The organism is Kocuria sp. CPCC 205231, from assembly GCF_040980965.1.
Lineage (GTDB): Bacteria > Actinomycetota > Actinomycetes > Actinomycetales > Micrococcaceae > Kocuria > Kocuria rosea.
The window spans coordinates 60,035-85,085 of record NZ_JAVKPP010000005.1 but is presented as its reverse complement, the minus strand read 5'-3'; the positions used below and the strand labels follow the sequence as shown (position 1 = coordinate 85,085).

Annotated in this window: 23 protein-coding genes; 8 read left to right on the top strand and 15 right to left on the bottom strand. The window is 73.2% G+C overall.

The window, feature by feature from the left end; translation table 11 throughout:
- Position 1: 1 nt before the first annotated feature.
- The 6 genes from RF640_RS06505 to RF640_RS06480 all read right to left on the bottom strand — a co-directional run bounded on the left by RF640_RS06505 (position 2) and on the right by RF640_RS06480 (position 6,388).
- On the bottom strand, positions 2 to 886 hold the full coding sequence (locus tag RF640_RS06505) for a YgcG family protein (RefSeq protein ID WP_368827172.1): 885 nt from the start codon (positions 884 to 886) through the stop codon (positions 2 to 4).
- Between the two features lie 135 nt (positions 887 to 1,021).
- The gene (locus tag RF640_RS06500; RefSeq protein WP_109243035.1) at positions 1,022 to 1,915 is read right to left on the bottom strand and encodes a universal stress protein; all 894 of its coding nucleotides are present in this window, start codon (positions 1,913 to 1,915) and stop codon (positions 1,022 to 1,024) included.
- Between the two features lie 39 nt (positions 1,916 to 1,954).
- Positions 1,955 to 2,947, bottom strand: coding sequence for a universal stress protein (locus RF640_RS06495; RefSeq protein WP_031282733.1), 993 nt, complete (start codon positions 2,945 to 2,947; stop codon positions 1,955 to 1,957).
- A gap of 50 nt (positions 2,948 to 2,997) precedes the next feature.
- On the bottom strand, positions 2,998 to 4,350 hold the full coding sequence (locus RF640_RS06490; protein WP_368827169.1) for an MATE family efflux transporter: 1,353 nt from the start codon (positions 4,348 to 4,350) through the stop codon (positions 2,998 to 3,000).
- Positions 4,351 to 4,425: 75 nt separating this feature from the next.
- Positions 4,426 to 5,883 carry a benzaldehyde dehydrogenase gene (locus RF640_RS06485; protein WP_017832943.1) on the bottom strand — a complete coding sequence of 486 codons (1,458 nt, stop codon included), beginning with the start codon at positions 5,881 to 5,883 and terminating at the stop codon, positions 4,426 to 4,428.
- A gap of 127 nt (positions 5,884 to 6,010) precedes the next feature.
- On the bottom strand, positions 6,011 to 6,388 hold the full coding sequence (locus RF640_RS06480; RefSeq protein ID WP_109269219.1) for an RNA-binding S4 domain-containing protein: 378 nt from the start codon (positions 6,386 to 6,388) through the stop codon (positions 6,011 to 6,013).
- A gap of 291 nt (positions 6,389 to 6,679) precedes the next feature.
- On the opposite strand from RF640_RS06480, the gene RF640_RS06475 reads away from it, so the two are divergent.
- Together RF640_RS06475 and RF640_RS06470 are read left to right on the top strand one after the other, a co-directional pair.
- Positions 6,680 to 7,510, top strand: coding sequence for an ABC transporter substrate-binding protein (locus RF640_RS06475; protein ID WP_368827166.1), 831 nt, complete (start codon positions 6,680 to 6,682; stop codon positions 7,508 to 7,510).
- 148 nt (positions 7,511 to 7,658) lie between these two features.
- Positions 7,659 to 9,638, top strand: coding sequence for a M13 family metallopeptidase (locus RF640_RS06470; protein WP_368827164.1), 1,980 nt, complete (start codon positions 7,659 to 7,661; stop codon positions 9,636 to 9,638).
- Between the two features lie 10 nt (positions 9,639 to 9,648).
- Here RF640_RS06470 and RF640_RS06465 read toward each other — a convergent pair whose 3' ends face one another.
- The 3 genes from RF640_RS06465 to RF640_RS06455 are packed head-to-tail and all read right to left on the bottom strand — an operon-like array spanning position 9,649 to position 13,474.
- Positions 9,649 to 11,169, bottom strand: coding sequence for an APC family permease (locus RF640_RS06465; RefSeq protein ID WP_035925380.1), 1,521 nt, complete (start codon positions 11,167 to 11,169; stop codon positions 9,649 to 9,651).
- Between the two features lie 2 nt (positions 11,170 to 11,171).
- Positions 11,172 to 12,041 carry a universal stress protein gene (locus tag RF640_RS06460; RefSeq protein WP_109244272.1) on the bottom strand — a complete coding sequence of 290 codons (870 nt, stop codon included), beginning with the start codon at positions 12,039 to 12,041 and terminating at the stop codon, positions 11,172 to 11,174.
- Positions 12,038 to 13,474, bottom strand: a complete 1,437-nt coding sequence (locus tag RF640_RS06455; RefSeq protein ID WP_172604394.1) for an NAD(P)/FAD-dependent oxidoreductase — start codon at positions 13,472 to 13,474, stop codon at positions 12,038 to 12,040. Before RF640_RS06455 ends, RF640_RS06460 begins: the two co-directional genes overlap by 4 nt.
- Positions 13,475 to 13,584: 110 nt before the next feature.
- Between RF640_RS06455 and RF640_RS06450 the strand changes: the two genes are divergently transcribed.
- Positions 13,585 to 14,331, top strand: coding sequence for a TetR/AcrR family transcriptional regulator (locus RF640_RS06450; RefSeq protein ID WP_232035244.1), 747 nt, complete (start codon positions 13,585 to 13,587; stop codon positions 14,329 to 14,331).
- Positions 14,332 to 14,348: 17 nt separating this feature from the next.
- Here RF640_RS06450 and RF640_RS06445 read toward each other — a convergent pair whose 3' ends face one another.
- The 3 genes from RF640_RS06445 to RF640_RS06435 all read right to left on the bottom strand — a co-directional run bounded on the left by RF640_RS06445 (position 14,349) and on the right by RF640_RS06435 (position 17,261).
- Positions 14,349 to 15,782, bottom strand: coding sequence for an aminobutyraldehyde dehydrogenase (locus tag RF640_RS06445; protein WP_368827161.1), 1,434 nt, complete (start codon positions 15,780 to 15,782; stop codon positions 14,349 to 14,351).
- A 162-nt stretch (positions 15,783 to 15,944) separates the two neighbouring features.
- Positions 15,945 to 16,172 (bottom strand): sulfurtransferase TusA family protein, encoded by a 228-nt coding sequence (locus RF640_RS06440; RefSeq protein ID WP_017833997.1) that lies wholly within the window; start codon positions 16,170 to 16,172, stop codon positions 15,945 to 15,947.
- 33 nt (positions 16,173 to 16,205) lie between these two features.
- A complete protein-coding gene (locus tag RF640_RS06435) occupies positions 16,206 to 17,261 on the bottom strand; it encodes a YeeE/YedE family protein (protein ID WP_368827159.1) in 1,056 nt (351 codons plus the stop codon).
- Between the two features lie 141 nt (positions 17,262 to 17,402).
- On the opposite strand from RF640_RS06435, the gene RF640_RS06430 reads away from it, so the two are divergent.
- Positions 17,403 to 17,900 (top strand): DUF427 domain-containing protein, encoded by a 498-nt coding sequence (locus tag RF640_RS06430; protein WP_368827157.1) that lies wholly within the window; start codon positions 17,403 to 17,405, stop codon positions 17,898 to 17,900.
- Here the strand turns inward: RF640_RS06430 and RF640_RS06425 are convergent.
- The 3 genes from RF640_RS06425 to RF640_RS06415 are packed head-to-tail and all read right to left on the bottom strand — an operon-like array spanning position 17,869 to position 21,427.
- The gene (locus RF640_RS06425) at positions 17,869 to 19,287 is read right to left on the bottom strand and encodes an MFS transporter (protein WP_220183428.1); all 1,419 of its coding nucleotides are present in this window, start codon (positions 19,285 to 19,287) and stop codon (positions 17,869 to 17,871) included. The genes RF640_RS06430 and RF640_RS06425 overlap by 32 nt on opposite strands.
- Before the next feature lie 10 nt (positions 19,288 to 19,297).
- Positions 19,298 to 20,302, bottom strand: a complete 1,005-nt coding sequence (locus RF640_RS06420; RefSeq protein ID WP_284563158.1) for a PDR/VanB family oxidoreductase — start codon at positions 20,300 to 20,302, stop codon at positions 19,298 to 19,300.
- A gap of 9 nt (positions 20,303 to 20,311) precedes the next feature.
- Positions 20,312 to 21,427, bottom strand: coding sequence for an aromatic ring-hydroxylating dioxygenase subunit alpha (locus tag RF640_RS06415; RefSeq protein WP_035925360.1), 1,116 nt, complete (start codon positions 21,425 to 21,427; stop codon positions 20,312 to 20,314).
- A 174-nt stretch (positions 21,428 to 21,601) separates the two neighbouring features.
- Here RF640_RS06415 and RF640_RS06410 point away from each other — a divergent pair, with 174 nt between their 5' ends.
- The 4 genes from RF640_RS06410 to RF640_RS06395 all read left to right on the top strand — a co-directional run bounded on the left by RF640_RS06410 (position 21,602) and on the right by RF640_RS06395 (position 25,025).
- Complete coding sequence (locus RF640_RS06410; protein ID WP_368827154.1) at positions 21,602 to 22,216, top strand: PadR family transcriptional regulator; 615 nt, start codon at positions 21,602 to 21,604, stop codon at positions 22,214 to 22,216.
- A gap of 177 nt (positions 22,217 to 22,393) precedes the next feature.
- The gene (locus RF640_RS06405; RefSeq protein ID WP_095649907.1) at positions 22,394 to 23,353 is read left to right on the top strand and encodes a hypothetical protein; all 960 of its coding nucleotides are present in this window, start codon (positions 22,394 to 22,396) and stop codon (positions 23,351 to 23,353) included.
- Positions 23,354 to 23,436: 83 nt separating this feature from the next.
- A complete protein-coding gene (locus tag RF640_RS06400; protein ID WP_017834005.1) occupies positions 23,437 to 24,489 on the top strand; it encodes a zinc-dependent alcohol dehydrogenase family protein in 1,053 nt (350 codons plus the stop codon).
- Positions 24,490 to 24,521: 32 nt separating this feature from the next.
- Positions 24,522 to 25,025 (top strand): hypothetical protein, encoded by a 504-nt coding sequence (locus tag RF640_RS06395; protein ID WP_146202080.1) that lies wholly within the window; start codon positions 24,522 to 24,524, stop codon positions 25,023 to 25,025.
- The last annotated feature ends 26 nt before the right edge of the window (positions 25,026 to 25,051 follow it).

Genomic DNA, 25,051 nt, shown 5'->3' with positions numbered 1-25,051 from the left:
CTCAGTAGCTGCCGGACGCCCCGCCGCCGGTGAATCCGCCGCCCCCGCCGAACGAGGAGCCGCCCTGCCCGTCACCGCTCGTGCCGCCGCCCGAGCCGCCGGAGTACAGCCCCGGGTTGGCCAGGTAGAGCGGGAGCCACACGGCCGGGTTCGTGACGGCGTCCGGCTTGCGGTGGTGGTAGCGGTACGTCCGGTACGCCGCGTGCTGCTCCTCGGTGAGCCGCAGCTCCGGGTCGCGCTGCCGGGCCGCCCGCAGCTCCTCGTCGGCGATCCGGCGCCGGCGGCGGAGGTCCGCGGCGATCCACCACGCCACCAGCACGCCGACCAGGCCGAAGCCGCCCGCGACCCAGCCGAGCAGGGCCCAGTCGAAGGGCTCCCCCGGCGGCTCCCCGCCCTGCGCGTAGACGTGGATCTGCTCGACGGCCTCGCCGAGGCCCTGCGCGTAGCGCTCGTCCGCGAAGGCCGGCGCCAGCACGTCCTCCACCACGCGTTCCGCCTCGTCGTCCGAGAACCGCTCGCGCACCCCGTCCGCGGTCTCGATCCGCAGCTCCCGGTCCCCGGTGGCGGCGACCACGAGCACGCCGTTGTCCGCCCCGGCGTCGCCCACCTCCCAGGCGGTGGCGACCTCGCGGGCGTAGTCCTCGATCGACCCGGTCGCCTCCTCCACCGTGAGCACGGCGACGCGTGCCGCGTCCGTGCCGGCCCCGCGGTCCTCGATCAGGGCGTCGAGCTGCTGCTCCTGCGCGTCCGTCAGGACGCCGGCGGAGTCCAGGACGTTGGACCCGGCCGGCCGGGCGGGGACCTCCACCGGGTCCTCCGCCCCGCCCGAGCACCCGGTGAGCGCGGCGAGGGCCAGGGCGGTCGCGGCGAGTGCTCTGCGGTCCACGGTGTGCTCCCGTCCGTCCGCGGGCGCTCCGCGGGCTCGTCCCCAGGATGGCCCGCCGGCACCGCTCGGCGGATCCGCCCGTAGGAGGAGCCCCCGGTCCTGGACGGGCGGGGGCTCCTCCTGCGGGCGGACGGGTCAGCTCTTCCGGCGGGCCGGGACCACCATCACGGGGCCCTCGCCCTCCTGCAGCACGGCCTGGGAGACGGAGCCCATGAGCAGCCCGCGGAACCCGCCGTAGCCGCGGCTGCCGACCACCACGAGCTCCGCCGACCGCCCGGCCTCCACGAGCTGGTCCGCCGGCTGGCCGGAGAAGACGAACGTCTCGACGTCCAGCTCCGGGTGGTCCTCCCGGACCGACTCCGCCACCTGGTCCACGAGGGACTGTGCGGGCTCGGTGAGCTGCTCGCGCACGGCCCGGTCCAGGTCCGCGGAGCCCGTCGGCATGCTCATGGCCTCCGGCACCACGGTGACCAGCGCCAGGCCCGCGCCGTGCCGTGCGGCGTACCGCCCGGCCGCCAGGACGGCCGGGTTGTCCCGGCCGAGCCGGTCCACGCCGACCACCACGCGGCCCGCGAAGGGGCCGGTCGCCCCGCGGGCGTCCCGTGCCCGCGGGTCCCAGCGGTCCGGGAGGACGATCACGGGGCACTTCGCGTGCGCCGCCGCCGCGGCCGTGACCGATCCGAGGCGGCCCCGCACCCCGCGCCGGCCCCGGCGGCCGAGCACCAGGGACGCGGCGTCCTCCGACTCGTGCACCAGCACCCCGGCCGCGTCACCGCGCTCGACGACCGCGACCGCGGTGACGCCGGCGTCCCGGGCCCGGGTGACGGCGGCGGCGGCGACCTTGTCCGCCTCCTCCTCGATCGCCTCCAGGAACGGCCCGTAGAGACTGGGGTCCACGGCGACGGGCCGGCCCATGGAGACCACCACCCTGAGCTCGCCGGCGAGGGTGCCGGCCTCCTGGATCGCCCAGTCCAGGGCCCGTTCGCTGTTCTCGGAGCCGTCGTAGCCGACGACGATCTGTTCCGGCATGGGGTGCCGCCTCCTGGTCTCGCCGTGGGGGTGGGGTGCTCAGGGGCGGTGCGCGGGCACCACCATGACCGGGCCGGTGGCGTTCTCCAGCACCGCCTGGGAGACCGAGCCGAGCAGCAGCCCCCGGAAGCCGCCGATGCCGCGGGAGCCCACCACGACCATGTCCGCGGAGTGCGTGGCGTTCATCAGGATGCGGGCGGGCCGGCCCACGAAGATGTGGTGCTCGACCGTCAGCTCGGGGTGCTGCGCGGCGATCTCGTCGGAGATCTGGGTGAGCTTCTGGTCCGCCTCGTGGAAGTACCGGGCCTGGTTGAACTCGTCCTGGAACCAGGAGGGCGTGCCGGACAGGGCCCCGTTCACGGAGACCAGCGCCAGGGCCTTGCCGTGCTCCTGGGCGTAGGCCACGGCCTTGCCCAGCGCCGGGCTGCGGGAGCCGAGGGCGTCCAGGCCCACGACCACCCGGCCGGTGAAGTCGATCTGGTCGGCCTTGACCGGCCCGTCGGCCTCGAGCGCGAAGTCGCCCGCGCTGCCGCCGCGCCGCTCGGGGTGCCGTTCGGGGCTCCGGCTCTCGGCGGCCTCGGGGACGATGATCACCGGGCACTTCGCGTGCGCGGCGACCGCCGCGGACACCGAGCCCAGCCGGCCGCGCAGCGCGCCGCCGCGGCCGCGCTTGCCCATGACCACGAGCGCGGCCTCGCCCGACTGCTCCACGACGGCCTTGGCGGCGTCCCCGCCCGCCTCCACGACCTCGACGGGCAGCCCCGCCTGCTCCACGGTCTGCCGGGCCTCGGCCAGGTGGCCGGCGTTCTCCTTCATCACGGCCTCGGTGAACCGCATCTCGAGGCCGGGGTCCCCGACCCCGATGACCGGATAGGCGCCGAGCAGGCGCACGGTCAGGTCCTGGGCGCGGGCCTCCTCGAGGGCGCGCTCGAGCGCGTGGCGGGCCTGGTCGGATCCGTCGATGCCGACGAGCACGACGTTGTGCCCGGAGTCGGCGGTGGGCTGGTTCTCTGCGCGAGGATCACTGTTCATGTCTGCATCGTAGGTGATCCGCCCCACAACACCGGGTGTGCTCCGGGTTGTTACCGTGCGTTCCGGAGCAGCCAGGAGTCGCCGCGGGCCCGCAGCCCCAGGGTCAGGGCCCGGGCCCCCAGGTAGCCGCCGGCGTAGGCGGTCCACAGCCACACGAACCCTCCGGTCCCCGTCCCGGCGGAGTGCGCCACGAGCAGCAGCAGCGGGGCGTAGACCGCCAGGTTGAGCACTCCGGCCACCGCGAGGTAGCGGGCGTCCCCGGCCCCGATGAGCACCCCGTCCAGGACGAAGACGTACGCGGCCAGCGGCTGGCCGACCGCCACCACCAGCAGGGCCGCCGCGAACAGGGCCTGCACCGCGGGATCGGGGCTGAGCAGGAACCCCAGCCGGGTGCCGACCAGGGCCACCAGGAGGCCCGTGACCACGCCGAAGCCGAGCCCCCACAGGACCAGCCGGTTCATGAGAGCCCGGACCGCCCGCCGCTGCACGGGGTCGGTCACGTCCCGCGCCCCCATGTCCCGGCCCAGCAGCGCCTGCGCCGCGATGGCGAGGGCGTCGAGGGCGTAGGCCAGGAAGTTGAAGAACGTCATCACGAGCTGGTGCGCGGCGAGGTTCTGGGCGCCCTGTCCCGTGACCACCAGGACGGTCGCGAGGATCGCGACCCGCAGGGAGACGGTGCGCAGCATGAGCCAGGAGCCCACCGTGAGGTGCGAGCGCAGCCGGGGCCACGTGGTCGCGGGCCCCACGCCGTGCTCGCGGGCGAGCCGGCGGAGGATCCGCAGGTACGCCAGCGCCATGGCCCACTGCACGGCGCTCGTGCCGATCGCCGCGCCGGCCACCCCCAGGCCCGCCCCGTGCACGAGCAGGAGGTTGAACCCCGCGTTGGCCGCGGCCCCGACCCCGGCGATGAGCAACGGGGTCCTGGTGTCCTGGAGGCCGCGGAGCACACCGGTGGCCGCGAGCACCAGGAGCATGGCGGTCAGTCCGGGCAGGGACCAGTGCAGGTAGACGACGGCGTGCTCCAGGACCTCGCCGCGCGCGCCCATCAGCGCCAGCAGCGGCCGGCCCAGCGCCCAGCCCGCCGCGGACAGGAGCAGGCCGAACCCCGCGGCCACCCACAGCCCGTCCCGGCCCACCGCCACGGCCTCCTGGAGCCGGCCCGCCCCGAGGTGCCGGGCCACCGCAGGGGTGGTGCTGTAGGCGAGGAAGACCATGAGCCCCACGACCGTCTGCAGGACGGCCGCGGCCACGCCCACGCCGGCGAGCTGGGGGGTGCCGAGGTGGCCGACGATCGCGGAGTCCGCCAGCAGGAACAGCGGCTCGGCCACGAGCGCCCCGAAGGCGGGGACGGCCAGGGCCAGGATCTGCCGGTTGAGGCCGCGGGGGCGGGAGGTCGTCGTCACCGGTCCAGGCTACCGACGACCTCCCGCCCCCCGCGGCGCACCCCCGGACGGGACGCGGCCCGGGAGCGGCGGTGCTCAGAAGGGGTAGTGCGGGACGTCCGGGCTGATCGTGATCCACTGCGTCTCGGTGAACGCGTCGATGTTGGCGGTCGGCCCGCCGAACCGGGAGCCGGTGCCGGAGGCGCCCATGCCGCCGAAGGGGGCGTTGGCCTCGTCGGCGACCGTCATCTCGTTGATGTGGATCTTGCCGGAGCGGATCCTGTCGGCGATCTTCATGGCCTCGCCGACGTCCCCGACGATGGACACCGAGAGCCCGTACTCGGAGGCGTTGGCGAACTCCACCGCCTCCTCCGCGCTGGACACCTTCATCACGGGCGCCACCGGCCCGAAGATCTCGTCCTTCCAGGCCGTCATCTCGTGGGTCAGCTCGGAGAGCACCGTGGGCCGGTAGAACAGGCCCTCGTGGGACCCCCCGGCCACCACCCGGGCGCCGGCGATGGCGGTCTCCTGCACGATCGCGTCGATGGCCTTGAGCTGGCGCTCGTCGATGATCGGGCCGAGGTGCACGGGTCCGCCGGAGGGGTCCCCGACCACCAGGGCCTCCGCCTTCGCCGCGAGCTTGTCCACGTACTCGTCGTGCAGGTCCTCGTGCACCAGGTGGCGCCCGGTGGTCATGCAGATCTGTCCCTGGTGGAAGAAGGAGCCCATCGCCCCGACCCCCGCGGCCAGGTCCACGTCCGCGCCGGGCAGGACGATGACCACGTTGTTGCCGCCCAGCTCGAGGTGGGCGCGCTTGAGGTGCTGCGCCGCCGCGGCGCCCACGTGCCGGCCGGCGGCCGTGGACCCGGTGAAGGACACGACGTTCACGTGCGGGGCCTCGACCGTGGCGGCCCCGACGTCACCGCCGCCGGGCAGCAGCTGCAGGACGCCGGGCGGCAGCCCGGCCTCCTCGAAGACGCGCATGATGAGCGCGCCGCCGGTGACCGAGGTGCGGGGGTCCGGCTTGAGCAGCACCGCGTTGCCCAGGGCCAGGGCGGGGGCCACGGAGCGGATCGAGAGGATCAGCGGGAAGTTGAACGGCGAGATCACGGAGACCACCCCGACCGGCACCCGGCGGGACAGCGACCAGTGCGGGGCGTCGGAGGGCAGGTACTCCCCGTGCGGGTGGCTCGGCAGCGCCGAGGACTCGTAGCACTCCGCGGCCGCAACCGAGGCCTCCAGCCCGGCCTTGGGCTGGATCGCCCCGGTCTCCCGGACCACCCAGTCCATGACCTCCTCGGCGTGCTCCTCGAACAGCAGGCCGGCGCGACGCAGCACCGCGGCGCGCTCGGAGGGCTTCAGCGCCGCCCACTCCTTCTGGGCCGCTGCGGCCTTCTCGGCCGCCTCGTACACGTCCTCGGGGGAGGCGAAGCCGATCTGCCCCAGCGTCTCGTCCGTCGACGGGTTCGTGACGTCCTCGGTGCCGCCGCGGCCGTCGCGCCATCCGTTGACGTAGATCTTTCCGGTCCACACCGATGTGTCCAGCAGTGCCATGGGTCGAACTCCTCGGGTTCCGGCCGCGGGTCGGACCGCCGGACGGCGGGGTGACCCACGGCACACGTGCAGTGCGGATTATTCTGCGCCTTCCTGGGAGCGCGCACGGAACGCCGCGCGGACGCCGTCACAGCCCCCGGAGGCGGTCCATCTCCCGGCGGTCCTTCTTGGTGGGCCGCCCGGTGCCCCGGTCCCGCCGCGGGACCGCGGCGTGCAGCGCCGGGGGCGGGGGCGGGCTGTGGTCGACGTAGGCCTTCGCGGCGACGGGCGCCCCGACGCGCTTGGTCAGCAGCTGCACCACCTCCAGGACCTGTTCGTGACCGGGACGGCGCACGGTCACCCGCTGGCCGGGCCGCACCGGCTGGGCGGCCTTGACCGAGGTGCCGTCGATCTTCACGTGGCCGGCGCGGCACGCGGCCGTGGCGGCGGAGCGGGTCTTGAACACGCGCACCGCCCACAGCCACACGTCCACGCGCACGCTCGCGGGGGCCTGCGGCGCGGTCATCGCGCGCCCCGGTCGCTGCGGCGCTGGTCCTCGGTGCGGGTCATGGGGCCATTGTGCCGAATCCGCCGAGCACGGCCGACGCCGGACGGCTCCGCCGCGGCCGCCCGGGCGCGCCGCCCCGGAGGTGTCGCCCGGAGTGGGGACAATGAATTGACTACCGACCAGTGGTGTGCAACATCCCGGCAACGCGCGAACACCTACACTGAGGCACATTCACCGGCGGGCCGCGCACGGGGCACGACGCCGTGCAGCCGGCGGCGGCCCGCCACCTCCCGAGGGAAGGACAGATCCATGAAGAGCAGGTTCCACAGGGCAGCGACCCTGTCCGTGCTGGCCGTCTCCGCGCTGGCCCTGAGCGCGTGCACGAGCACCGGAGGGGGCGAGGAGGCCGCCGGCGAGGGCGAGCTGAGCCTGATCAGCTCCGGCACCCTCACGGTCTGCTCGGACATCCCCTACGCCCCGTTCGAGTACGTCGAGAACGGCGAGACCGTGGGCTTCGACATCGACCTGGTCGACCGGATCGCACAGGACCTCGGCGTGGAGTCGAACGTCATCACCACGCCCTTCGAGGCCATCGAGACGGGCTCCGCGCTGGACACCGACCAGTGCGACCTCGCCGCGTCCGGCATGACGATCACCGAGGAGCGCGAGTCGGTGATGGACTTCTCCGAGCCGTACCTCGACGACAACCTCGCCCTCCTGGTCGCGCCCGGCTCGGACATCCGTTCCGTGGCGGACATCGCGGGCAAGCGCATCGGCGTGCAGCAGGCCACCACCGGGGAGGCCTACGCCCAGGACAACGGGGCGGACGTGGTCCAGTACGAGACCTCCTCGCTGATGATCCAGGGGCTCAACACCGACGACGTCGAGGCCGCGCTCGGCAACATCTCCGTGACCGGCCCCGCGATCGAGGACAACCCCGAGCTGCAGCTGGTCGAGGAGATCGAGACCGGGGAGCAGCTGGGCCTGGCCGTCAAGACCGGCAACACGGCCCTGCTGGAGCGGGTCAACGAGACGCTGGCGGCCATGCAGGAGGACGGCTCCCTCGAGGAGCTCGAGGCCGAGTGGCTGGGCGCCGACGAGGCGGCAGGGTCCGCGAGCCCGGAGCCGGCCGCGAGCTGACCCGTCGTCGCCCCCGGTGCACGGGGGTGACGAGCAGCACGGACGCCGTGGCCCGCGCGAAGCGGGCCGCGGCGCCGTCGTCCGCAGGCTGGAGCCGGGCGGACGCCCCCGCGCCCTCCGCCCCGCCACGACGACAGGGGAAGCTCCCGTGACCACCGACTCCGGCCTCGAGCTGCAGCACGTCCATCCCGGCGTCCGACCGCAGGACGACCTGTACCGCCACGTCAACGGCGGCTGGATCGAGGCGCACGAGCTGCCGGACGACCGCGCGTTCGACGGCGCCTCCGCGATCCTCACCGACCGCAACACGCAGCGGGTGCACGAGATCGTGCAGGAGGCGCCCGCCGGGTCGCGGGTGGGGGCGCTGTACCGGTCCTTCCTCGACGAGGCGGAGATCGAGCGCCGCGGCCTGGCCGCCCTGGCCCCGGACCTCGCGGTGCTCGACGCCGCCCGGGGCCGGGAGGGACTCGCCCGCGCCTCGGCCGCCCTGCACCGCACCGGCGTGGACGGGCCGCTGTCCTTCTTCGTGGAGAACGACTCCCGGGACTCCTCCCGCTACTCCTTCTTCCTGCGTCAGGACGGGCTGTCCCTGCCCACGGACAGCTACTACACGGACCCGCAGCACGAGCGGCTGCGCACGGCGTTCACCGCCCACGTCGCGGCGATGCTCGAGCTCGCGGGCCTGCCGGCCCGCTGGGGCGTGCCCGCCCGGGACGCCGCGGCGACCGTGCTCGCCATGGAGACGCAGCTCGCCGCCGCCCACTGGGACACCGTCTCCGCACGGGACGTCGAGGAGATGTACAACCCCGTGGACGTGGCCGGCCTGGAGGCCATGGCGCCCGGCTTCCCGTGGACGGCGTGGCTCGAGGGCACCGCCCCGGAGCGCGGCGCGGGGATCTTCGACCGGGTCATCGTGCGCCAGCCCTCCTTCGTGGCGCAGCTGGGCGGGCTGTGGCAGGAGTGGTCCGAGGAGCAGATCCGGATCTGGCAGTCGTGGCGGATCGTGTCCAAGCGCGCCCCGTTCCTGCCCCGGCCGTTCGTCGAGGAGAACTTCCGCTTCTACAGCACCGCCCTGTCCGGGATCACCCGCCCCCGCGAGCGCTGGAAGCGGGCCGAGTTCCTGGTCACCCGGATCCTCGGCGACGACGTGGCGCGCGAGTACGTGGCCCGCTGGTTCCCGCCGGCGCACAAGGCCCGGGTGGAGCAGCTCGTGGCGCACCTGCTGGCCGCGTACCGGGAGCGGATCTCGCGGCTCGAGTGGATGTCGGGGGCCACCCGGGCCCGCGCCCTGGAGAAGCTGTCCACGTTCACCGTCAAGGTCGGCTACCCGGAGACCTGGCGGGACTACTCCTCCCTGGAGCCGGACCCCGAGGACCTGCTCGGCAACGTCCGGGCGGGGCTGGCGCTGGAGCACGACCGCACCGTCGGGAAGATGGGCACCCCCGTGCACCGCGGCGAGTGGTTCCTCTACCCCCACTGGGTCAACGCCTACTTCCACCCCGTGCTCAACGAGGTGGTCTTCCCCGCCGGGATCCTGCAGCCGCCGTTCTTCGACATCGAGGCCGACGACGCCGTGTGCTACGGCGCGATCGGCTCCGTGATCGGCCACGAGATCGGCCACGGCTTCGACGACCAGGGCGCCAAGTACGACGCCCGGGGCCACCTGGAGAACTGGTGGACGGACGAGGACCGGGCGGAGTTCGCCCGGCGCACCGCCGCGCTCGTCGCCCAGTACGACGGCTGCACGCCGCGCGGGCTGGACCCGGCCCGGCACCGCGTCAGCGGGGCCTTCACGGTGGGCGAGAACATCGGGGACCTGGGCGGGCTGGGGATCGCCCTGGTGGCCTACCGGATGTCCCTGGCCGAGCGGGGCCTGGACCAGGACAGCGCGCCGGTGCTCGACGGCCTGACCGGCGCGGAGCGCTTCTTCTACGCCTACGCGGCGCTGTGGCGCTCGACCGCCCGGGAGCAGGAGCTGGTCAACCGGCTGGCCACCGACCCGCACGCCCCGGACGAGTTCCGCTGCAACCGGGTGGTGCAGAACATGTTCGCGTTCCACGACACCTTCGGCACCCGCCCCGGCGACGGCCTGTGGCTGCCCCCGGAGGAGCGCGTCAACATCTGGTGAGTCGGTACGGCTAGTCCAGGACCGGCAGCTCGGTGGTCTCGAAGCGCTCCCGGAAGAAGGCCGGGTTGCGCCGGTACTGGACGAGCATCATCGCGACGCCTAGCAGCAGGATGCCCACCCCCAGGAGGAACACGAGGCCCACGCCGCCGATCTGCGACCCGGAGCCGTAGTCCGGGTCCATCGAGTCGTAGGCCGTCTGCCCGAAGAACACGAGCAGCAGGATCCCCCCGAGCAGCGGTGCGAGGAACTTGGTGAACGCGTTCTTCGGCCCCCGGAACGCCTCGCGGCGGAAGTACCAGACGCAGGCCAGGGCGGTGACCCCGTAGTAGAAGCAGACCATCATGCCGAGGGTGGTGATGGTGTCCCAGAGGACGTTCTCGGAGACCACGCGCATCACGGCGTAGAAGCCGGCGGAGATCACGGCCGCCGCGACCGTCGCGTAGCCCGGGGTCTGGAACCGCGGGGTGACCCGGGCGAACTTCCCCGGCAGCGCGCCGTAGTAGCCCATGGCCAGCATCGTGCGGGCCGGGGAGACGAACGTGGACTGCAGGGAGGCCGCCGAGGAGGACAGCACCGCGAGGGACATCAGGATCGCGAAGGGGCCCATCACGGGCCCCGCGAGGGCCGCGAAGATGTTCTCCTGGATCTCCTCGTTGCCCATCCCCAGCCCCTGGTCGGAGACCCCGGAGAACGTGAGCACCGCGAGGGCGATGGTCATGTAGAGGGCCACGATCACGAAGATGGTGGTCAGGGCGGCCCGGCCCGGGGTGGTCGCCGAGCCCTTGGTCTCCTCGTTGATGGTGAGCACCACGTCCCAGCCCCAGTAGATGAACACGGACAGGGACACGCCCGCCGCGAACGCGGAGAAGGACTCGACGCCGAACGGGTTGAACCACTCGGCGCGCACGGTCAGCCCCTCGTAGGCGGTGCCGGCGGCCACGTGGCCGAAGGCCGCGATCGAGAACCACAGGAGCACGACCGCCTGGAACGCCACGAGCACGTACTGGAACGCCTTGGTGGTCTCCATCCCGCGGTACGAGATCCAGGCGGCCAGGGCCACGAACACGAGGCACGTGGCCACGTTGACGGGCACGTTGCGCGTCAGCTCGGCGATGGCGTCGTTGCCGGTGATCTGGGCGAGGGCGAGGTAGAGGAAGTCCACGGCCACGCCGGCGAGGTTGGAGAGCACCAGGATGGTGGCGGCCAGCAGCCCCCAGCCGCCCATCCAGCCCAGCCACGGCCCGAAGGCCTTGGAGCCCCAGGTGAAGGTGGTGCCCGAGTCCGGCATGGCCCGGTTGAGCTGCTGGTAGCCGAAGGCCACGAGCAGCATGGGGATGAAGCCCACCAGGAAGATCGCCGGCAGGGAGGTGCCGACCTCCGCGGCGGTGGGGCCCAGGGCGGCGGAGAGGGTGTAGGCCGGGGCGATGCAGGAGACGCCGATGACCACGGAGCCGAGCAGCCCCACGGCGCCCTTGCTCAGGCCCTTGTCGGTGCCGGAGCGTGCCGGCGCCTCGATGTCGGAAGCGCTCATGATCAGTTCTCCTCCGTGCGGGCCGGTCGTGGGACCACGACCATCGGGACCGGGACGTGCTTGAGCAGCCGTGCTGCGGTGGTGCCCAGGAAGGTCTGCCGCCCCTGGGCGAGGCGGGACGAGCCGATGAGCAGGAGGCCGCCGGGAGCCCAGTCGACGTCCTGCGCGGCCTTCTTGAGGGTCCGCCCGGAGGCGACCCGCACGGTCACGGGCCCGGTCCGGCGGGCCTCGGCCGCTGCGGCCTCCAGGTGCTCCTCGACGCGCCGGCGGGCCTGCTCGGTGGCGCCCGGGTCCGCGGCCTCGCCCTCGAGGAACGAGAGGAGCTCCAGCTCCAGGCCGGAGCGCTCGACCGCCTCGGCGGCCTCCCGGATGACCTGGTGCGCCCCGGGGCGGGTGCCCACGGCGGCGTAGACCCGGGTCAGCGGCTCGTCCCCGGGATACCGGCGCGGGGCGAGCGCCACGGGGACCGGCGAGCTGTGCAGCAGCGCGTTCACCACCGAGCCCAGGGTGAAGCGGCCGCCGCCCGTCCCGGCGCCGACCACGATCATCGCGGCCCCCAGCTCGGTGGCGGCCTCGACCAGGCCGGTGGGCACGGACCGCGCCTCCCGCACGTGGGTGCGGGCCGTGATCCCCTCGGGCACCAGGGCGGCGGCCTCGCGCAGCCACTGGTGGGCCTGCCGGCGGAGCACGGGCGAGATGTCCCCCACCGGCGGGTAGACCTGCTGGTACGGGTCGTCCGCGCGCAGCACGAGGACGATCTCGAGCTCGGCGCCCACGTCGCGCGCGAGCGCGACGCCCAGCCGCACGGCGTCCCGGCTGCGCCGGTCGCCGCTGTAGCCGACCACGTAGCGCGGCACCCCGGCGGTGGTCATCGCTCCGCGCCCGTCAGCGAGCCGGCGCCGAGGACCTCGGCCGCGGCGAGCCGGCCCTGCCGCAGGGCGCCGTCGACGTGCTGGTAGCCCTCGGCCGCGAGGTCGGAGCAGGCCCAGCGGATCGGGCCCACCGGGGTGCGCTGGTGGGCGCCGTAGCGGTGCAGGCCGCCGAGGTCGTAGCTGGCGGCGTAGGCGCCGCGGGTCCACTCCTCGGAGCCGAAGTCGGACTCGTAGTAGACCACCGGGTGCAGGGCCTCCTCCCCCAGGTAGTGGGAGAGGGACTCGAGGATCAGTCGGCGGCGCTCCTCGGCGGGCAGGCCGAAGAGCTCGTCGGCCCGCTCGTCCGAGACGAAGCCGACCAGGGTGCCGCGCGGGTCCCCGTGGTTGGTGTTGTCGTAGACCTCCTGGGAGAGCTCGTGGGCGCCGAAGCCGGTGCCGGAGAGGCCCTTGTCCCGCCAGAAGGGCGTCTCGTAGACGGCGTGCACCTTGATCACGAGGCCCAGCGACTGGTGCTGGTGCATCTGGTGCTGCAGCCGCGGCAGGGGCGGCTCGAAGGAGATCCGGGAGTAGAGGTTGGGCGGGACGGCCACGACCACGTCCTTCGCCCGCACTGTGAGCCGGTCGGACCACACGGTCACCGGGGTGCCCGGGACGTGCTCGGCGTAGGTCCCGTCCGCGCCGGCCCAGCGGATCGTGCGCACCGGGGTGTCAAGGAAGACGACGTCCTCGCCCAGCTCTGCCGCCATGGTCTCCGAGACGGACTGCATGCCGCCGACCACGCGCCGGTCGAGGATGAAGTCCTCGTCCACGAGGTTCGAGAAGGACCCGGCGGAGGCGGCCATGAGCACGGCCTGCAGCACGGAGAACGCGTGCGCGGGCTTGGTGAGCATCCCGCCGGCCACGAAGATCCCGATGTTGCTGCAGGCGGCCTCGTCGTCGGAGTGCTGCCGCAGCCAGTGGTGGAAGGAGATGGTGTCCAGCTCCCGGGCCGCCGGGTGCGCCCACGGCTCGGTGGCGCCGATCTCGGCCACGAGCCCGTCCAGGAGCGCGATGAGCTTCTCCATCTCGGCGATCGTGGACTCCCCCGCCGGGAACATCGAGCCGGTGTAGGTGTGGCGGGTCCCGTCCGGCGCCAGGTAGACGGACTCGCCCTCGCGGTAGCGCTGGTAGGTCTCCAGGCCGAGCTCGTCGACCAGCGCCAGCAGCTCGGTCTGGTCGGGGGAGATCCACTGCCCGCCGATCTCCAGGAACGCGCCGTCCACGGTCTTCGACCAGGTGCGCCCACCCACGCGGTCACGGGCCTCGAGGACCGCCACGGTCCGCCCGGCGGCCACGAGCGTGCGGGCGGCCATGAGCCCGGCGGGGCCGGCCCCCACGACGACGACGTCGCGCTCGATCGCGGTCTCGCTGCCCAGGGTGCGTTGATCGGTCACTGTGCTCTCCTTCACACTAAAATGAATTAGGTTCATTAAATGGGTTCCGGCCCGTGCTCGTCAAGAGCCGTCACCAAGTCGTTGCACCTAGACTCAGGAGGAAGCGCCACATGCCCCGACCGCAGGAGGATCTGCTCATGGCTCCCGCCGGCCCCGCCCCTCGGCGTCGCGGTCGCCCGCGCCATCCGGTGCTCTCCGAGGAGCGGATCACGAAGGCCGCGATCAAGATCGTGGCCACCCGGGGCTACCGGCACCTGACGATGACCGAGCTCGCGCGGGAGCTGAAGGTCTCCACCTCGGCCCTGTACAACCACACGCCGTCGAAGCGCGAGGTGCTGATCCGGGTCCAGGACGCGATCAACCAGGGCATCGACTGCTCCGCCTTCGGCACCGTCCCGTGGGACCGGGCCCTCGAGAGCTGGGCGCGGTCCTACCGGGACTGCTACGCCCAGCACACGGCCATGATCCCGATCATGGCCGTCCAGCCGGTCGCCGACTCCCCGCACACCCTGCAGATGTACGAGACCGTGGCCTCCGGGCTCGCGGACGCGGGCTGGGAGCGCGCCAGCATCGTGGACGTGATCGTCTCGATCGAGTCGCTCGTCTTCGGCGCCGCGTACGACGCGACGGCGCCCGCCGACATCTTCGACCCCGGGGAGCGCGCGGACCTCGCCCCGGTGTTCGCCGCCGCCGTGCAGGCACGGCCGGCGGACGCCACCGCCGCGGCGGACGCGGCCTTCGACGCGGCCCTCACCGCCATGCTGGAGGGCTTCCGGCTGCGCCTGGCGGCCGCCCGGGACCGGGCCGGCCGGCAGGACGGATCCGCCGGTCAGGACGGATCCGCCGGTCAGGACTGAGCCCCGGCCGCGCCGGCTCAGGCGTCCAGGGCGTGCATCACGTGCTTGACCTGGGTGTACTCCTCGACCGAGTAGAGCGAGAGGTCCTTGCCGTAGCCGGAGTCCTTGAACCCGCCGTGCGGCATCTCGGAGACCAGCATGACGTGGGTGTTGACCCAGACGCACCCGAACTCGAGCTCGCGGGAGACCCGCATGGCCGTGCCGTGGTCGGTGGTCCACACGCTCGAGGCGAGGGCGTAGTCGACGTCGTTGGCCAGCTCGAGCGCCTCCTCCTCCGTGGCGAAGGGCTGCACGGTGAGCACCGGGCCGAAGGTCTCCTCCTGGACGAGGGCGTCGTCCTGGCGCACCCCGGACACCACGGTGGGCTCGAAGAAGTAGCCGGGGGAGCCCGCCACCGGCTTTCCGCCGGTGACCACGCTCGCGTGCTCGGGCAGCTCGGCGAGCTTGCGGCACACGTCCTCGAAGTGGCGGGCGTTGTTGAGCGGGCCGTAGAAGTTCTTGGACTCGTCCGGGTCGCCCGTCACGATGTCCCGGGCGGCCGCGGCGAGCAGGCGCACGAACTCGTCGTGGGCGCTGTCCTGGACCAGGACGCGCGTCACCGCGGTGCAGTCCTGGCCGGCGTTGAAGGTGCCGAACTCCACGAGCGCCTTGGCCGCGGCGGGCAGGTCGGCGTCCGCGAAGACGACCGCGGGCGCCTTGCCGCCGAGCTCCAGGTGCCCGCGCGTCAGGTTCTGCGCTGCGGCGAGGGCCACGGCGCGGCCGGCACGGACGGACCCGGTGATCGAGACCATGGCCGGGGTCCGGTGCCCGGTCATGAGCGCTCCCGTGGAGCCGTCCCCGAGCAGCACGTTGACCACGCCGGCCGGGAAGATCCCGTCGATGAGCCGGGCCAGGACGAGGGTGGACCCGGGGGTGGTGTCGGAGGGCTTGAGGACCACCGTGTTGCCGGCGGCCAGCGCGGGGCCGAGCTTCCAGATCGCCATCAGCAGCGGGTAGTTCCACGGCGTCACCTGCGCCACGACGCCGACCGGCTCGCGCCGCACGTAGGAGGTGTGCCCGCCCAGGTACTCCGCCGCGGCCTTGCCCTCGAGGGTCCGGGCGGCGCCGGCGAAGAAGCGCAGGTTGTCGGCGCCGGCGGCGACCTCCTCGTCGGCGATCATCTGCCGCGGCTGGCCGGTGTTGCGGTGCTGGGCCTCGACGAGCTCGTCGCTGTGCGCCTCGAGCGCGTCCGCGAGCCGGAGCAGCAGGAGCTGCCGCTCGCTCGGCGTGGTGCGCTTCCAGCTCCGGAACGCCGCGCGGGCGGCGGCGAAGGCCCGGTCCACGTCCGTGGCGTCGGAGACCGGGGAGACGGTGACCGTGGTGCCGGTGGTGGGGTCGACCACGTCGATCCGGCCGGTGCCGTGGGCGTCGACGAAGGCGCCGTCGACGTAGTTCTGCAGGACGTCGCTCATGGTGGTTCCTCTCTGCGGGCGAGAACGCGGTGCCTGCCACTCTAAATGATCGGTGTTCATTTTAGTAGGGTCCGGTGTGACCGGGCCCACCGACGACGACGGACCCCCGCGCCCGAGGATGCTCGGTCGCGGGGGTCCGCCGCTGCGTGGAACTCCCGGGGATCAGGCCTTCTGCACGGTGATCGACCACTCGGCCGCACCGCGCTTGCTGAACTGCGTGACGGGGTAGCCGTTCTCGGCCGCCCAGCGCGGGATAGCCTCGGTGCCCTGGGTGCAGTCGAAGTTGATGACGAGCTCGTCGCCGGCGGGCATCTCGGCCATCGCGGCCTTCGCCTCGACCACGGGGAACGGGCAGACGAGACCGTCGGTCTCGAGGATGTGCTGTGCCATGGATGGTGCCTCCTGGGACTGGGGGTCGGTGGTTCAGACGCCGGCCGGGACGCGGCCCGGGGCGGCGGACGTCTTGCGGGGGGCGATGAAGAGCTTGGCGGCCGCGCCGGTGCCGAGGATCATGACGGCGAAGCTGACCCAGCCCTGCCACTCGAACGCGGCGGTGGCGACCAGGGCGTTGCCGATGGTGCAGCCCCCGGCCCACGCCGCGCCGACGCCCATGAGGGCGCCGCCGCCGATGGAGCGGACGATGGTCTGCGCGTCGGGGACGCGGAGCTTGAACTCGCCCGAGCCCTTGGCCGCGATGAACGAGCCGATCAGGATGCCCAGGACCAGGAACACGCCCCAGTCGACGAGCTCGACGTCGCCCGTGGTCAGGTAGCTCGCGATGTTCGCGGACGGGGTGGTGATGCCGAGACCCGACTCGCGGCCGGTGGCCCAGCTGGCGGGCCAGGCGATGATCGCGATGACGCCGATGACCACGGCGGTGGCGAACGGGTTCCAGGCCTTCTCGAACAGCAGGTGGTTCAGACCGGTCCGCTCCGGCGGGAGCGTGGCCATCTTCATCCGCGGCTTGGTGAGGTGGTGGCGGGCCCACAGGCCGGTGACGGCGACGAGGACCAGCACGAGCACCCACGGGGAGACACCGAGGGTCTCGTGGATCGAGCCCTGGGTGCCGACCGTCACGCCGCGCATGGCCTCGGTGGTCCCGGCCAGCGGGCCGTACTTGGAGATGGTCGCGAACAGCGCATAGAAGATGAGCGCGAACCAGGAGCCGACGAGACCCTCGGAGGCGCGGTAGTAGGTGCCGGTGGCGCAGCCGCCGGCGAGGACGATGCCGAAGCCGAAGATGAAGCCGCCCACGATCGTGGCCAGCCACGGGAAGGCCGAGGCCTCGAGGGTGATGACGCCGAGGGCGTTCAGCACCCAGATGCCGACCGCCTGGACGGCGATGGCCACGAAGAAGGCGGACAGCCACCACGTGTTCTTCGCGATCCAGACGTCGCGGAACGCGCCGGTGACGCAGAAGCGGCCGCGCTGGAGGACGAACCCGAGGGCGGCGCCGATGAGAAGGCCTGAGATGGGCATCCCAGAACCTTATGATTTCCGGGGCAAGCACTCCAGGGTGTCGTCATGCGCCGTAGCATAGTGATGCAGCACTCACCACTGTGTGACGCCCGAAGACCGCGCCGGCCGGCGCGGACGGGCGGGCGTCCGGACGGAGCGCAGATGAGACGACCCCGGCCCGAGACCCCCGGCCCCGGCCAGGAGTCCGTGTGGGACTACCCGAGACCGCCCCGGACCGAGCCCACCCGGGAGCACGTGGAGGTGTGGCTGGGCGGTGCGCGCATCGCCTCCACCACGGCCGCGCTGCGGGTGCTCGAGACCAGCCACCCGCCCACCTACTACCTGCCCCGCGAGGCCTTCGCCGAGGGCGCCCTGGTCCCGTGCGAGGGGGGCTCGTGGTGCGAGTGGAAGGGCGCGGCGGCGTACTTCGGCGTCCGGGGCGGGACCCGCACCGCGCCGCGGGCGGCCTGGACCTACCCCTCCCCCGCGCCGGGCTTCGAGTCCCTGCGCGGGCACGTGGCGCTGATGCCCGGGATGATGGACCGGTGCCTCGTCGCCGGGGAGCAGGTGCTCCCGCAGGAGGGCGGTTTCTACGGGGGCTGGATCACCTCGCGGGTGGTCGGTCCGTTCAAGGGCGCTCCGGGGACCCGGGGCTGGTGAGCCCCGGCCGCTCACCGGCCGGTCCGGCCGCGCCCGCGGCGGACGCGGCGGCGGACTCCTCGGCGGTCTCCTCAGCGGTCTCCTCAGCGGTCTCCTCGTAGGGGCGCAGCCGGACGAGGGCCAGGGCCGCGAGGGCGACGACGACCGCCACGCCGACGTAGAGCTGCGTGGGGGTCCAGCCGGTGTCCAGCAGCGCGCCGACCGCGATGGGAGCGAGGATCGCCCCGGCCCGGCCGACCCCGATGCCCCAGCCCACGCCGGTGGTCCGGATGCCGGGCTCGTAGGTCATGGGCGCCACGGTGTAGAGCCCGGCGATGCAGCCGTTGATGAGCATGCCGACCACCACGCCGGAGGAGAACGCCAGCAGGGGCACGGACGTGGTGGTGATGAACAGCACGAGGGTCACCGCGGAGAGCACCGTGAAGGCCATCAGGGTCAGCCGTTCGTCCCACCTGGTGGTCAGCGCGCCGTAGAGCAGGGACCCGAAGGTGCCGCCCATCGTGAGCATGAGCCCGCCGACGATGCCCTGCTGCTCGGTCATCCCGGTCTCCACGAGGAGCCGGGGCGTCCAGGAGTTGGCGAAGTAGAAGCCGAACATGATGACGAAGAAGGCCGCCCACAGCAGGAGGGTCGCGGTGCGGTAGCGGCCGCTGAGCAGCAGGCCCACGCTGCTCCGCCGCTCGCCGGCGCCCGCCGGGACGGGGCCGAGCTCGACCTCCCCCTCGAGGCGCAGGCGACGGGCGATGCGGTCGAGCTTCTGCACGGCGCCCGCGGGCCGCCGGGTGCGGAGGTAGTCCACGGACTCGGGCAGCACTGCCAGCACGAGCGCGATCGCCACGAGGGTGAGCAGGCCGCCGGTGAGGAACACGGAGCGCCAGCCGAAGGCGGGGATCAGCTGGGTCGCGCCCATGCCGCCGAGGGTGGCGCCCACGCCGTAGCCCGCGGTGAAGATGCTCACGGCCATGCCGCGGTGGCGGGCGCTGGCGTACTCACTGGTGATCACCGTGGCGGAGGCGAGGATGCCGCCCACGCCCAGGCCGGTGACGACGCGCCACAGCCCGAGCTCGAGTACGGACCCGGCCGTGGTGGACAGGAACAGGCCGAGGGCGTTGACGGCGAGCGCCAGCACGAGGATCCTCCGCCGGCCGTACCGGTCCGCGAAGGGCCCGAGGACGAGGGAGCCCACGGCCATGCCGATGAGCCCGGCGCTGAGCAGCCAGCCCAGCTGGGAGCCGGAGAGCCCGAACTCCTCGGTCACGGAGGTGGCCGTGAACGCCATGGCGAGCACGTCGTAGCCGTCGAGGGCGTTGAGGAACGTGGTCACCGCGATGATGAGCCACTGGTACGACGACATCCTGGATGCGTCGATCTGGTGTCGGATGTCCATGGGGAGCCTCTCAGGGGACGTCGATGGTGAGGACGGCGGCCGGGCGCTCGCCGGGATCGGCCGCCGGTGCGGCGGAGACCACCCGCGAGACGCAGCAGCACATGGACGTGCCGGTCTGCTTCTGCCGGTCCGAGTAGAACACGTCGCGGTGGTCGATCCGCCCGGCCAGGCCGAGGACCTTGACCTGGCAGAGCCCGCACTCGCCCTTGCGGCAGTCGGACATCATGTCGAGTCCCTCCCGCTCGAGGGCCTCGAGCAGGGACTCGTCGGGGCCGACGACGGTCTCGGCGCCCAGCCGGGGGACGCGGACCACGAACGGCTCGGCCTCGAACCAGCCGCTGTTGCCGAAGGTCTCGTAGCGCAGGCCGGTCGGGTCCAGCCCGCGCTCGGCCCAGGCGCGGCGCACCGCGTCCATGAGCCGGATGGGGCCGCACATGTAGAGCTCGGCGCCCGCAGGCACGCCGGCCACGAGGGCCGGGACGTCGAGCGAGCCGCCCTCGTCGTCGATGTGCGCCTCGAGCCGGTCCCCGTGCAGGGCGGCCAGGTCGTCGAGGTAGGCCATGGCGGGCCGGGAGCGGGCAACGTAGACGAGGCGGTAGTCCGCGCCGAGCCGGCGCAGCAGCGCCGCCATCCCGGCGATCGCGGTGATGCCGATGCCGCCGGCCAGCAGGACGTAGGACGGGGCCCCCACGCGCAGCGGGAAGTTCTGCAGCGGCTGGGTGATCTCGAGGACCTGCCCGGGCTCGAGACCGTGCATGAAGATCGAGCCGCCGCGGGAGGTGGGGGTGCGGAAGACGCTGACGGCGAGCTGCGCGCCGTCAGCGTCGGCGTCGACCACGGAGTAGGAGCGCACCTGCTGCTCGCCGTGGACGAGGACGCGGACGTCCACGTGCTCGCCCGGCCGCACCGGGCAGGGCCGGTCGGGGCGCAGGACGACGCGCCGGATGCCGGCGGCGACGTCCTCGACGTCCTCGACGGCGGCGCGCTGCCAGACCTCGTGCTGGGAATCGGCCACGACCCCTCCTCAGGCCCCGGCGGGAGCGGCTGGGGCGGCGGCGGGGCGGCCCTCGGCCTCGAGCGCCCGCTCGAGGAGCCGGCGCACCCACATCCCGCCCATGTCGATGTTGAGGTTGTAGAACTCGTGCTCGGGGTTGGCGTCGATGGCCGCCTGCTGGGCCTGCAGCATGGCCTCGTCCTCACCGAACACCCCGTGCACGCCGTTGCGCAGCTGGGTGGTGATGAGCTGGCTCTCCAGGCGGTAGTTGCGCATGAAGGCCCAGAAGTAGTGGCAGGAGCGGTCCGTCTCGGGGGTGATCGTGTTCATCACGTAGCCGTTGACCCCGCGGGAGCGGTCCCCCTCGGGCGCCCCGGTGCCAGCCTCGGCCACGCCGACGTCGATGCAGATGGTGGAGGGGAAGGTGTAGTGGATGATCTGCCAGCGGTCCACCTTGCCCTCGAAGCCCGGGAACTTGTCCCGCATGTTCTTGAGCCAGAAGGGCGGGGGGTCGATGTTGCGCATCCAGCGGGTCACGGTCACGGAGCGCTCGTCGTGGGTGGTCTCGAACTCCGACTCGGAGAGCTCCTCCTGGCCGATGCTGGAGGAGTGCACGAACTCCTCGTGCGTGAGGTCCATGAGGTTGTCGAGGACGAGCTGGTAGTTGCAGGGGGCGTGGATGGTCTCGCCGTCGCCGGCCCACTCGGGGCTGTCCATCTGGTGCATGTCGGGCAGCAGGGCGGGGTCCGCCCGCGTGGGGTCGCCGAGCCAGACCCACACGTAGCGGTGGCGCTCGAGCACCGGGTAGGAGGGCACGGTGGCGGAGGGGTTCAGCGTCTCCTGGGCGGGCATCGAGGTGCACCGTCCCGCGGCGTTGTAGCGCAGCCCGTGGTACGGGCACTGGATCTCGTCGCGGCCCACCAGCTTCCCCTGGGAGAGCGGGGCGAGCCGGTGCCAGCAGGCGTCCGCCAGGGCCACGGGGCGGCCGTCCTCGGTGCGGTACAGGGCCAGCGGGCGTCCCGCCACGGTGCGGGAGAGGATGCCCTTCCCGGTGATCTCGTGGTCCCACCCGGCCACGTACCAGGCGTCGAGCGGGTGGGACAGGAGCTTGGCGGTGGAGGTGGTCCTCGTGGCGGCGACGGTCATGGTGCGGTCCTCTGCTGGGCGGTCCGGGGCGAGCACGATCCACTCACTATCTCGATAGATAGTCGTGGCGCAGGACACACAATACCTATGTCCATAGTGAGTGACAAGGGTCATGGGCCCGGCTCCCGGCTAGGCTCAGCAGGACGACCCCTGCTGCGACGGAAGGAACCGCCCGTGAGCCTCCGCTCGGCCCTGCTGGCACTGCTCTCCTCGGGGCCGCTGACGGGCTACGACGTGGTCAAGCAGTTCAGCTCCTCCGTGGGCCACGTGTGGCACGCCCCCGACTCGCAGATCTACCCGGAGCTGCGCAAGATGCACGCGGAGGGGCTGCTCAGGAGCCGGCCCGTCCCGTGGGGCTCGCGCGGGGCCACCAAGACGGAGTACTCGATCACGCCCGAGGGCGAGCGCGCCCTGCGGCAGTGGCAGGACCAGCCGCTCGGCTACGTCCGGGAGCGGGATCCCGCCCACCTGCGGGCCGCCTACTTCGAGTGGGCCTCCCCCGGCGCCGCGGCCGCGCAGCTGCACGCCCACATCGAGCACTACCGGGACCAGCGCGCGCAGGCCCTCCAGCAGATCAGGGCGCTCCAGGACCGCACGAGCCCCACGCTGGCGCGCCGGCTGGCGGCCAATCCCGAGGAGCAGTGGGAGCGGATCACCCGGTTCAAGGTCTTCGCCTACGAGGGGCAGGTGGCCCGCGCCGACCAGGAGATCGCCTGGGCCGAGCGCGGCCTGCGGCTGCTCGAGGAGCTGGGCGAGCTGGGCGGGCCCGGGGAGTCCGGCACCGTCTGAGGTCCGGCGGGCCACCGGGTCCCGGGCTGCCCGGGTCGTGGGGTCCGGGACCGCCCGGGTCGCCGCGTGACGCACCTGCGCCGCGGCCGGCACCGTTCCGGGTCCTGTTCCCGTCCGGCGCACCGGCCGGTGCGTAGGCTGGGCGGACCCCCCTGCCCCTCGGCCCCAGGACAGACCATGACCCGCTCGCCGCTGCCCCGCCCCCTCGTCCCGGCCCTGTGCGCCGCGCTCCTCCTGACCGGCTGCGCCCAGGGCGCCGGCAGCGGCTCGGCGGCGACACCGGCGGCGGACGCGTCGCCGTCGTCGGCCGCCCCCTCCCCCACCCCCGTGCCCGAGGAGCCCGCGGAGCTGATCGGCGGGGGCACCGAGGTGTTCCCCGACCGGCGGATGGTGGCCCTCTACGGCCGCCCCGGGACCCCGGCTCTGGGCGTGCTCGGGGAGCAGGGCCCCGAGGAGTCGGCCGTCCGGGCGAAGGAGCTCGCCGCCCAGTACGAGCCCTTCAGCGACGTGCCGGTGGTCCCCGCGTTCGAGATCATCGCGACCACGGCCTCCGCGGGCCCCGGCGAGGACGGGGACTACTCCGAGGAGCTCCCGGTCGAGGAGCTGCGCCCGTACGTGGAGGCCGCGGCGGAGCACGACGTCTACGTGGTGCTGGACCTCCAGCCCGGCCGGCAGGACTTCCTGAGCCAGGCGCAGCAGTACCAGGAGCTGCTCGAGCTCCCCAACGTGGGCCTGGCCCTGGACCCGGAGTGGCGGCTGGGGCCGGACCAGGTGCACATGGTGCAGATCGGCTCGGTGGACGCCGCGGAGATCAACGCGACCACGGCGTGGCTCGCCGGCCTGACCCGGGACAACGACCTGCCGCAGAAGGTGGTGGTCCTGCACCAGTTCGCGGAGTCGATGATCACGAACCGCCACCTCGTGGACGCCTCCCGTCCGGAGCTCGCGCTGGTCCTGCACGCCGACGGCCACGGCACCCCGGAGCTGAAGACGGGCACGTGGGAGCGGCTGCAGCAGGGCCTGCCGGAGGGGATCCGGATGGCGTGGAAGAACTTCTACGACGAGGACACGCCCACCTTCACGCCGGAGGAGACGTCCGCGATCGAGCCGCAGCCATGGTTCGTCTCCTACCAGTGAGCCCTGCCGGCCCGGGATCCTCGCGCCTACGATGAGGACGGGCGGCCCGGCAGCCCGCCGGACCGGCGACCGAGGAGGACCCCATGAAGGCACTCGTCTACCACGGACCGGGCCGCAAGGCCTGGGAGGAGGTCCCGGACCCGACCCTCCAGGACCCCACCGACGTCATCGCGAAGGTCGACACGACCACCATCTGCGGCACCGACCTGCACATCCTCAAGGGCGACGTCCCCGCCGTCGTCGACGGCCGGGTCCTCGGCCACGAGGCGGTCGGCACGATCACCGAGGTCGGGGACGCCGTGACCGGGCTGGAGCCCGGCGACCGGATCATCATCCCCGCGGTCACCAACTGCGGGAAGTGCTCCTACTGCAGGAACAACCAGCCCTCCCACTGCCAGACCCTGGGCGGCGTGGGATGGGTGTTCGGGCACCTCATCGACGGCACGCAGGCCGAGTACGTGCGCGTGCCGTTCGCGGAGACCTCCGTGCACAAGGTCCCGGAGGGTCTCGACGACGAGGACGTCCTGTTCCTGACCGACGCCCTGCCCACGGGCTTCGAGATCGGCATCCTCAACGGCAACACGAAGCCCGGCGACACGGTCGCGATCGTGGGCGCGGGGCCGGTGGGCCTGGGCGCGGTCATGACGGCGAACCTCTGCGGCGCCGGGCGCGTCGTCACCGTGGACCTCGACGAGAACCGGATGGACAAGGCCCTCGAGCTCGGGGCCACGGACAAGGTCAACGCCGGGGACCCGGACGCCGTCGAGCGGATCAGGGCGCTGTCCCCGGACGGCCTCGGCGTGGACGTGGCCATCGAGGCCGTGGGCGTGCCCCAGACCTTCCGGACCTGCCTGGACGTGGTCCGGCCCTACGGCACGGTGGCCAACGCCGGCGTGCACGGCAAGCCGGTGGAGCTGCCCCTGGACCGGATGTGGATCTCCAACGTCCGCATCAACATGGGGCTCGTGGACTGCCGCACCGTGGGCAGCCTGCTCAACATGGTCCGGTCCGGCCGGCTGGACGCGAAGGCGATGGCCACCCACCGCTTCACCATGTCCCAGATGGAGGAGGCCTACGAGCTGTTCGGCAACGCCGCGCAGCACCGCGCGGTGAAGGTGGTCATCACGGCGGACTGAGCCGCCGGCCCGGCGCTTGCTAGCGTGTGCCCGTGCGGACCGACAGACTCCAGAGCCCCCGGCAGCGCAGGACCATCGACCGGCTGGCCCGGTGGCTCGTCCGCGCCCACGGGACCGAGCCCGGATGGGACGCGCTCGTGCTGGACGTCCTGAGCGTGGGCCGGGACCTGCGCCTGCAGGTGCGAGAGGTCCGCGGCGACCGCACGACCTGCCGCCCCGTGGACGCCGAGGGCCTGCGCAGCACCCCGCGCCGGCTGGCCCGGGCCCTCCAGGAGGACTACGCCGACCTCGTGGACGGGTCGTGGCTGTCCGCCACGCTGATCGTCACCGTGGCCGGGCGGCGCTGGCAGCGCCCCGGCGTGGAGCTCGTGCTCAACTACGACGACGACCCCGCCCTCCCGGCGCACGCCCCGCACCCGGTCGCCGCGGAGGACTGGCGCCGGCACCTCGGGCGCTACCGGAGGATGGACCGCAGGATCCCGGCCTGGCTGCGCGAGCGCCTGACCGCGGCCGGCCTCGACGTCCCGGAGCGCTGAACGGGCGCTGTTCGCCCTGGGGGGAA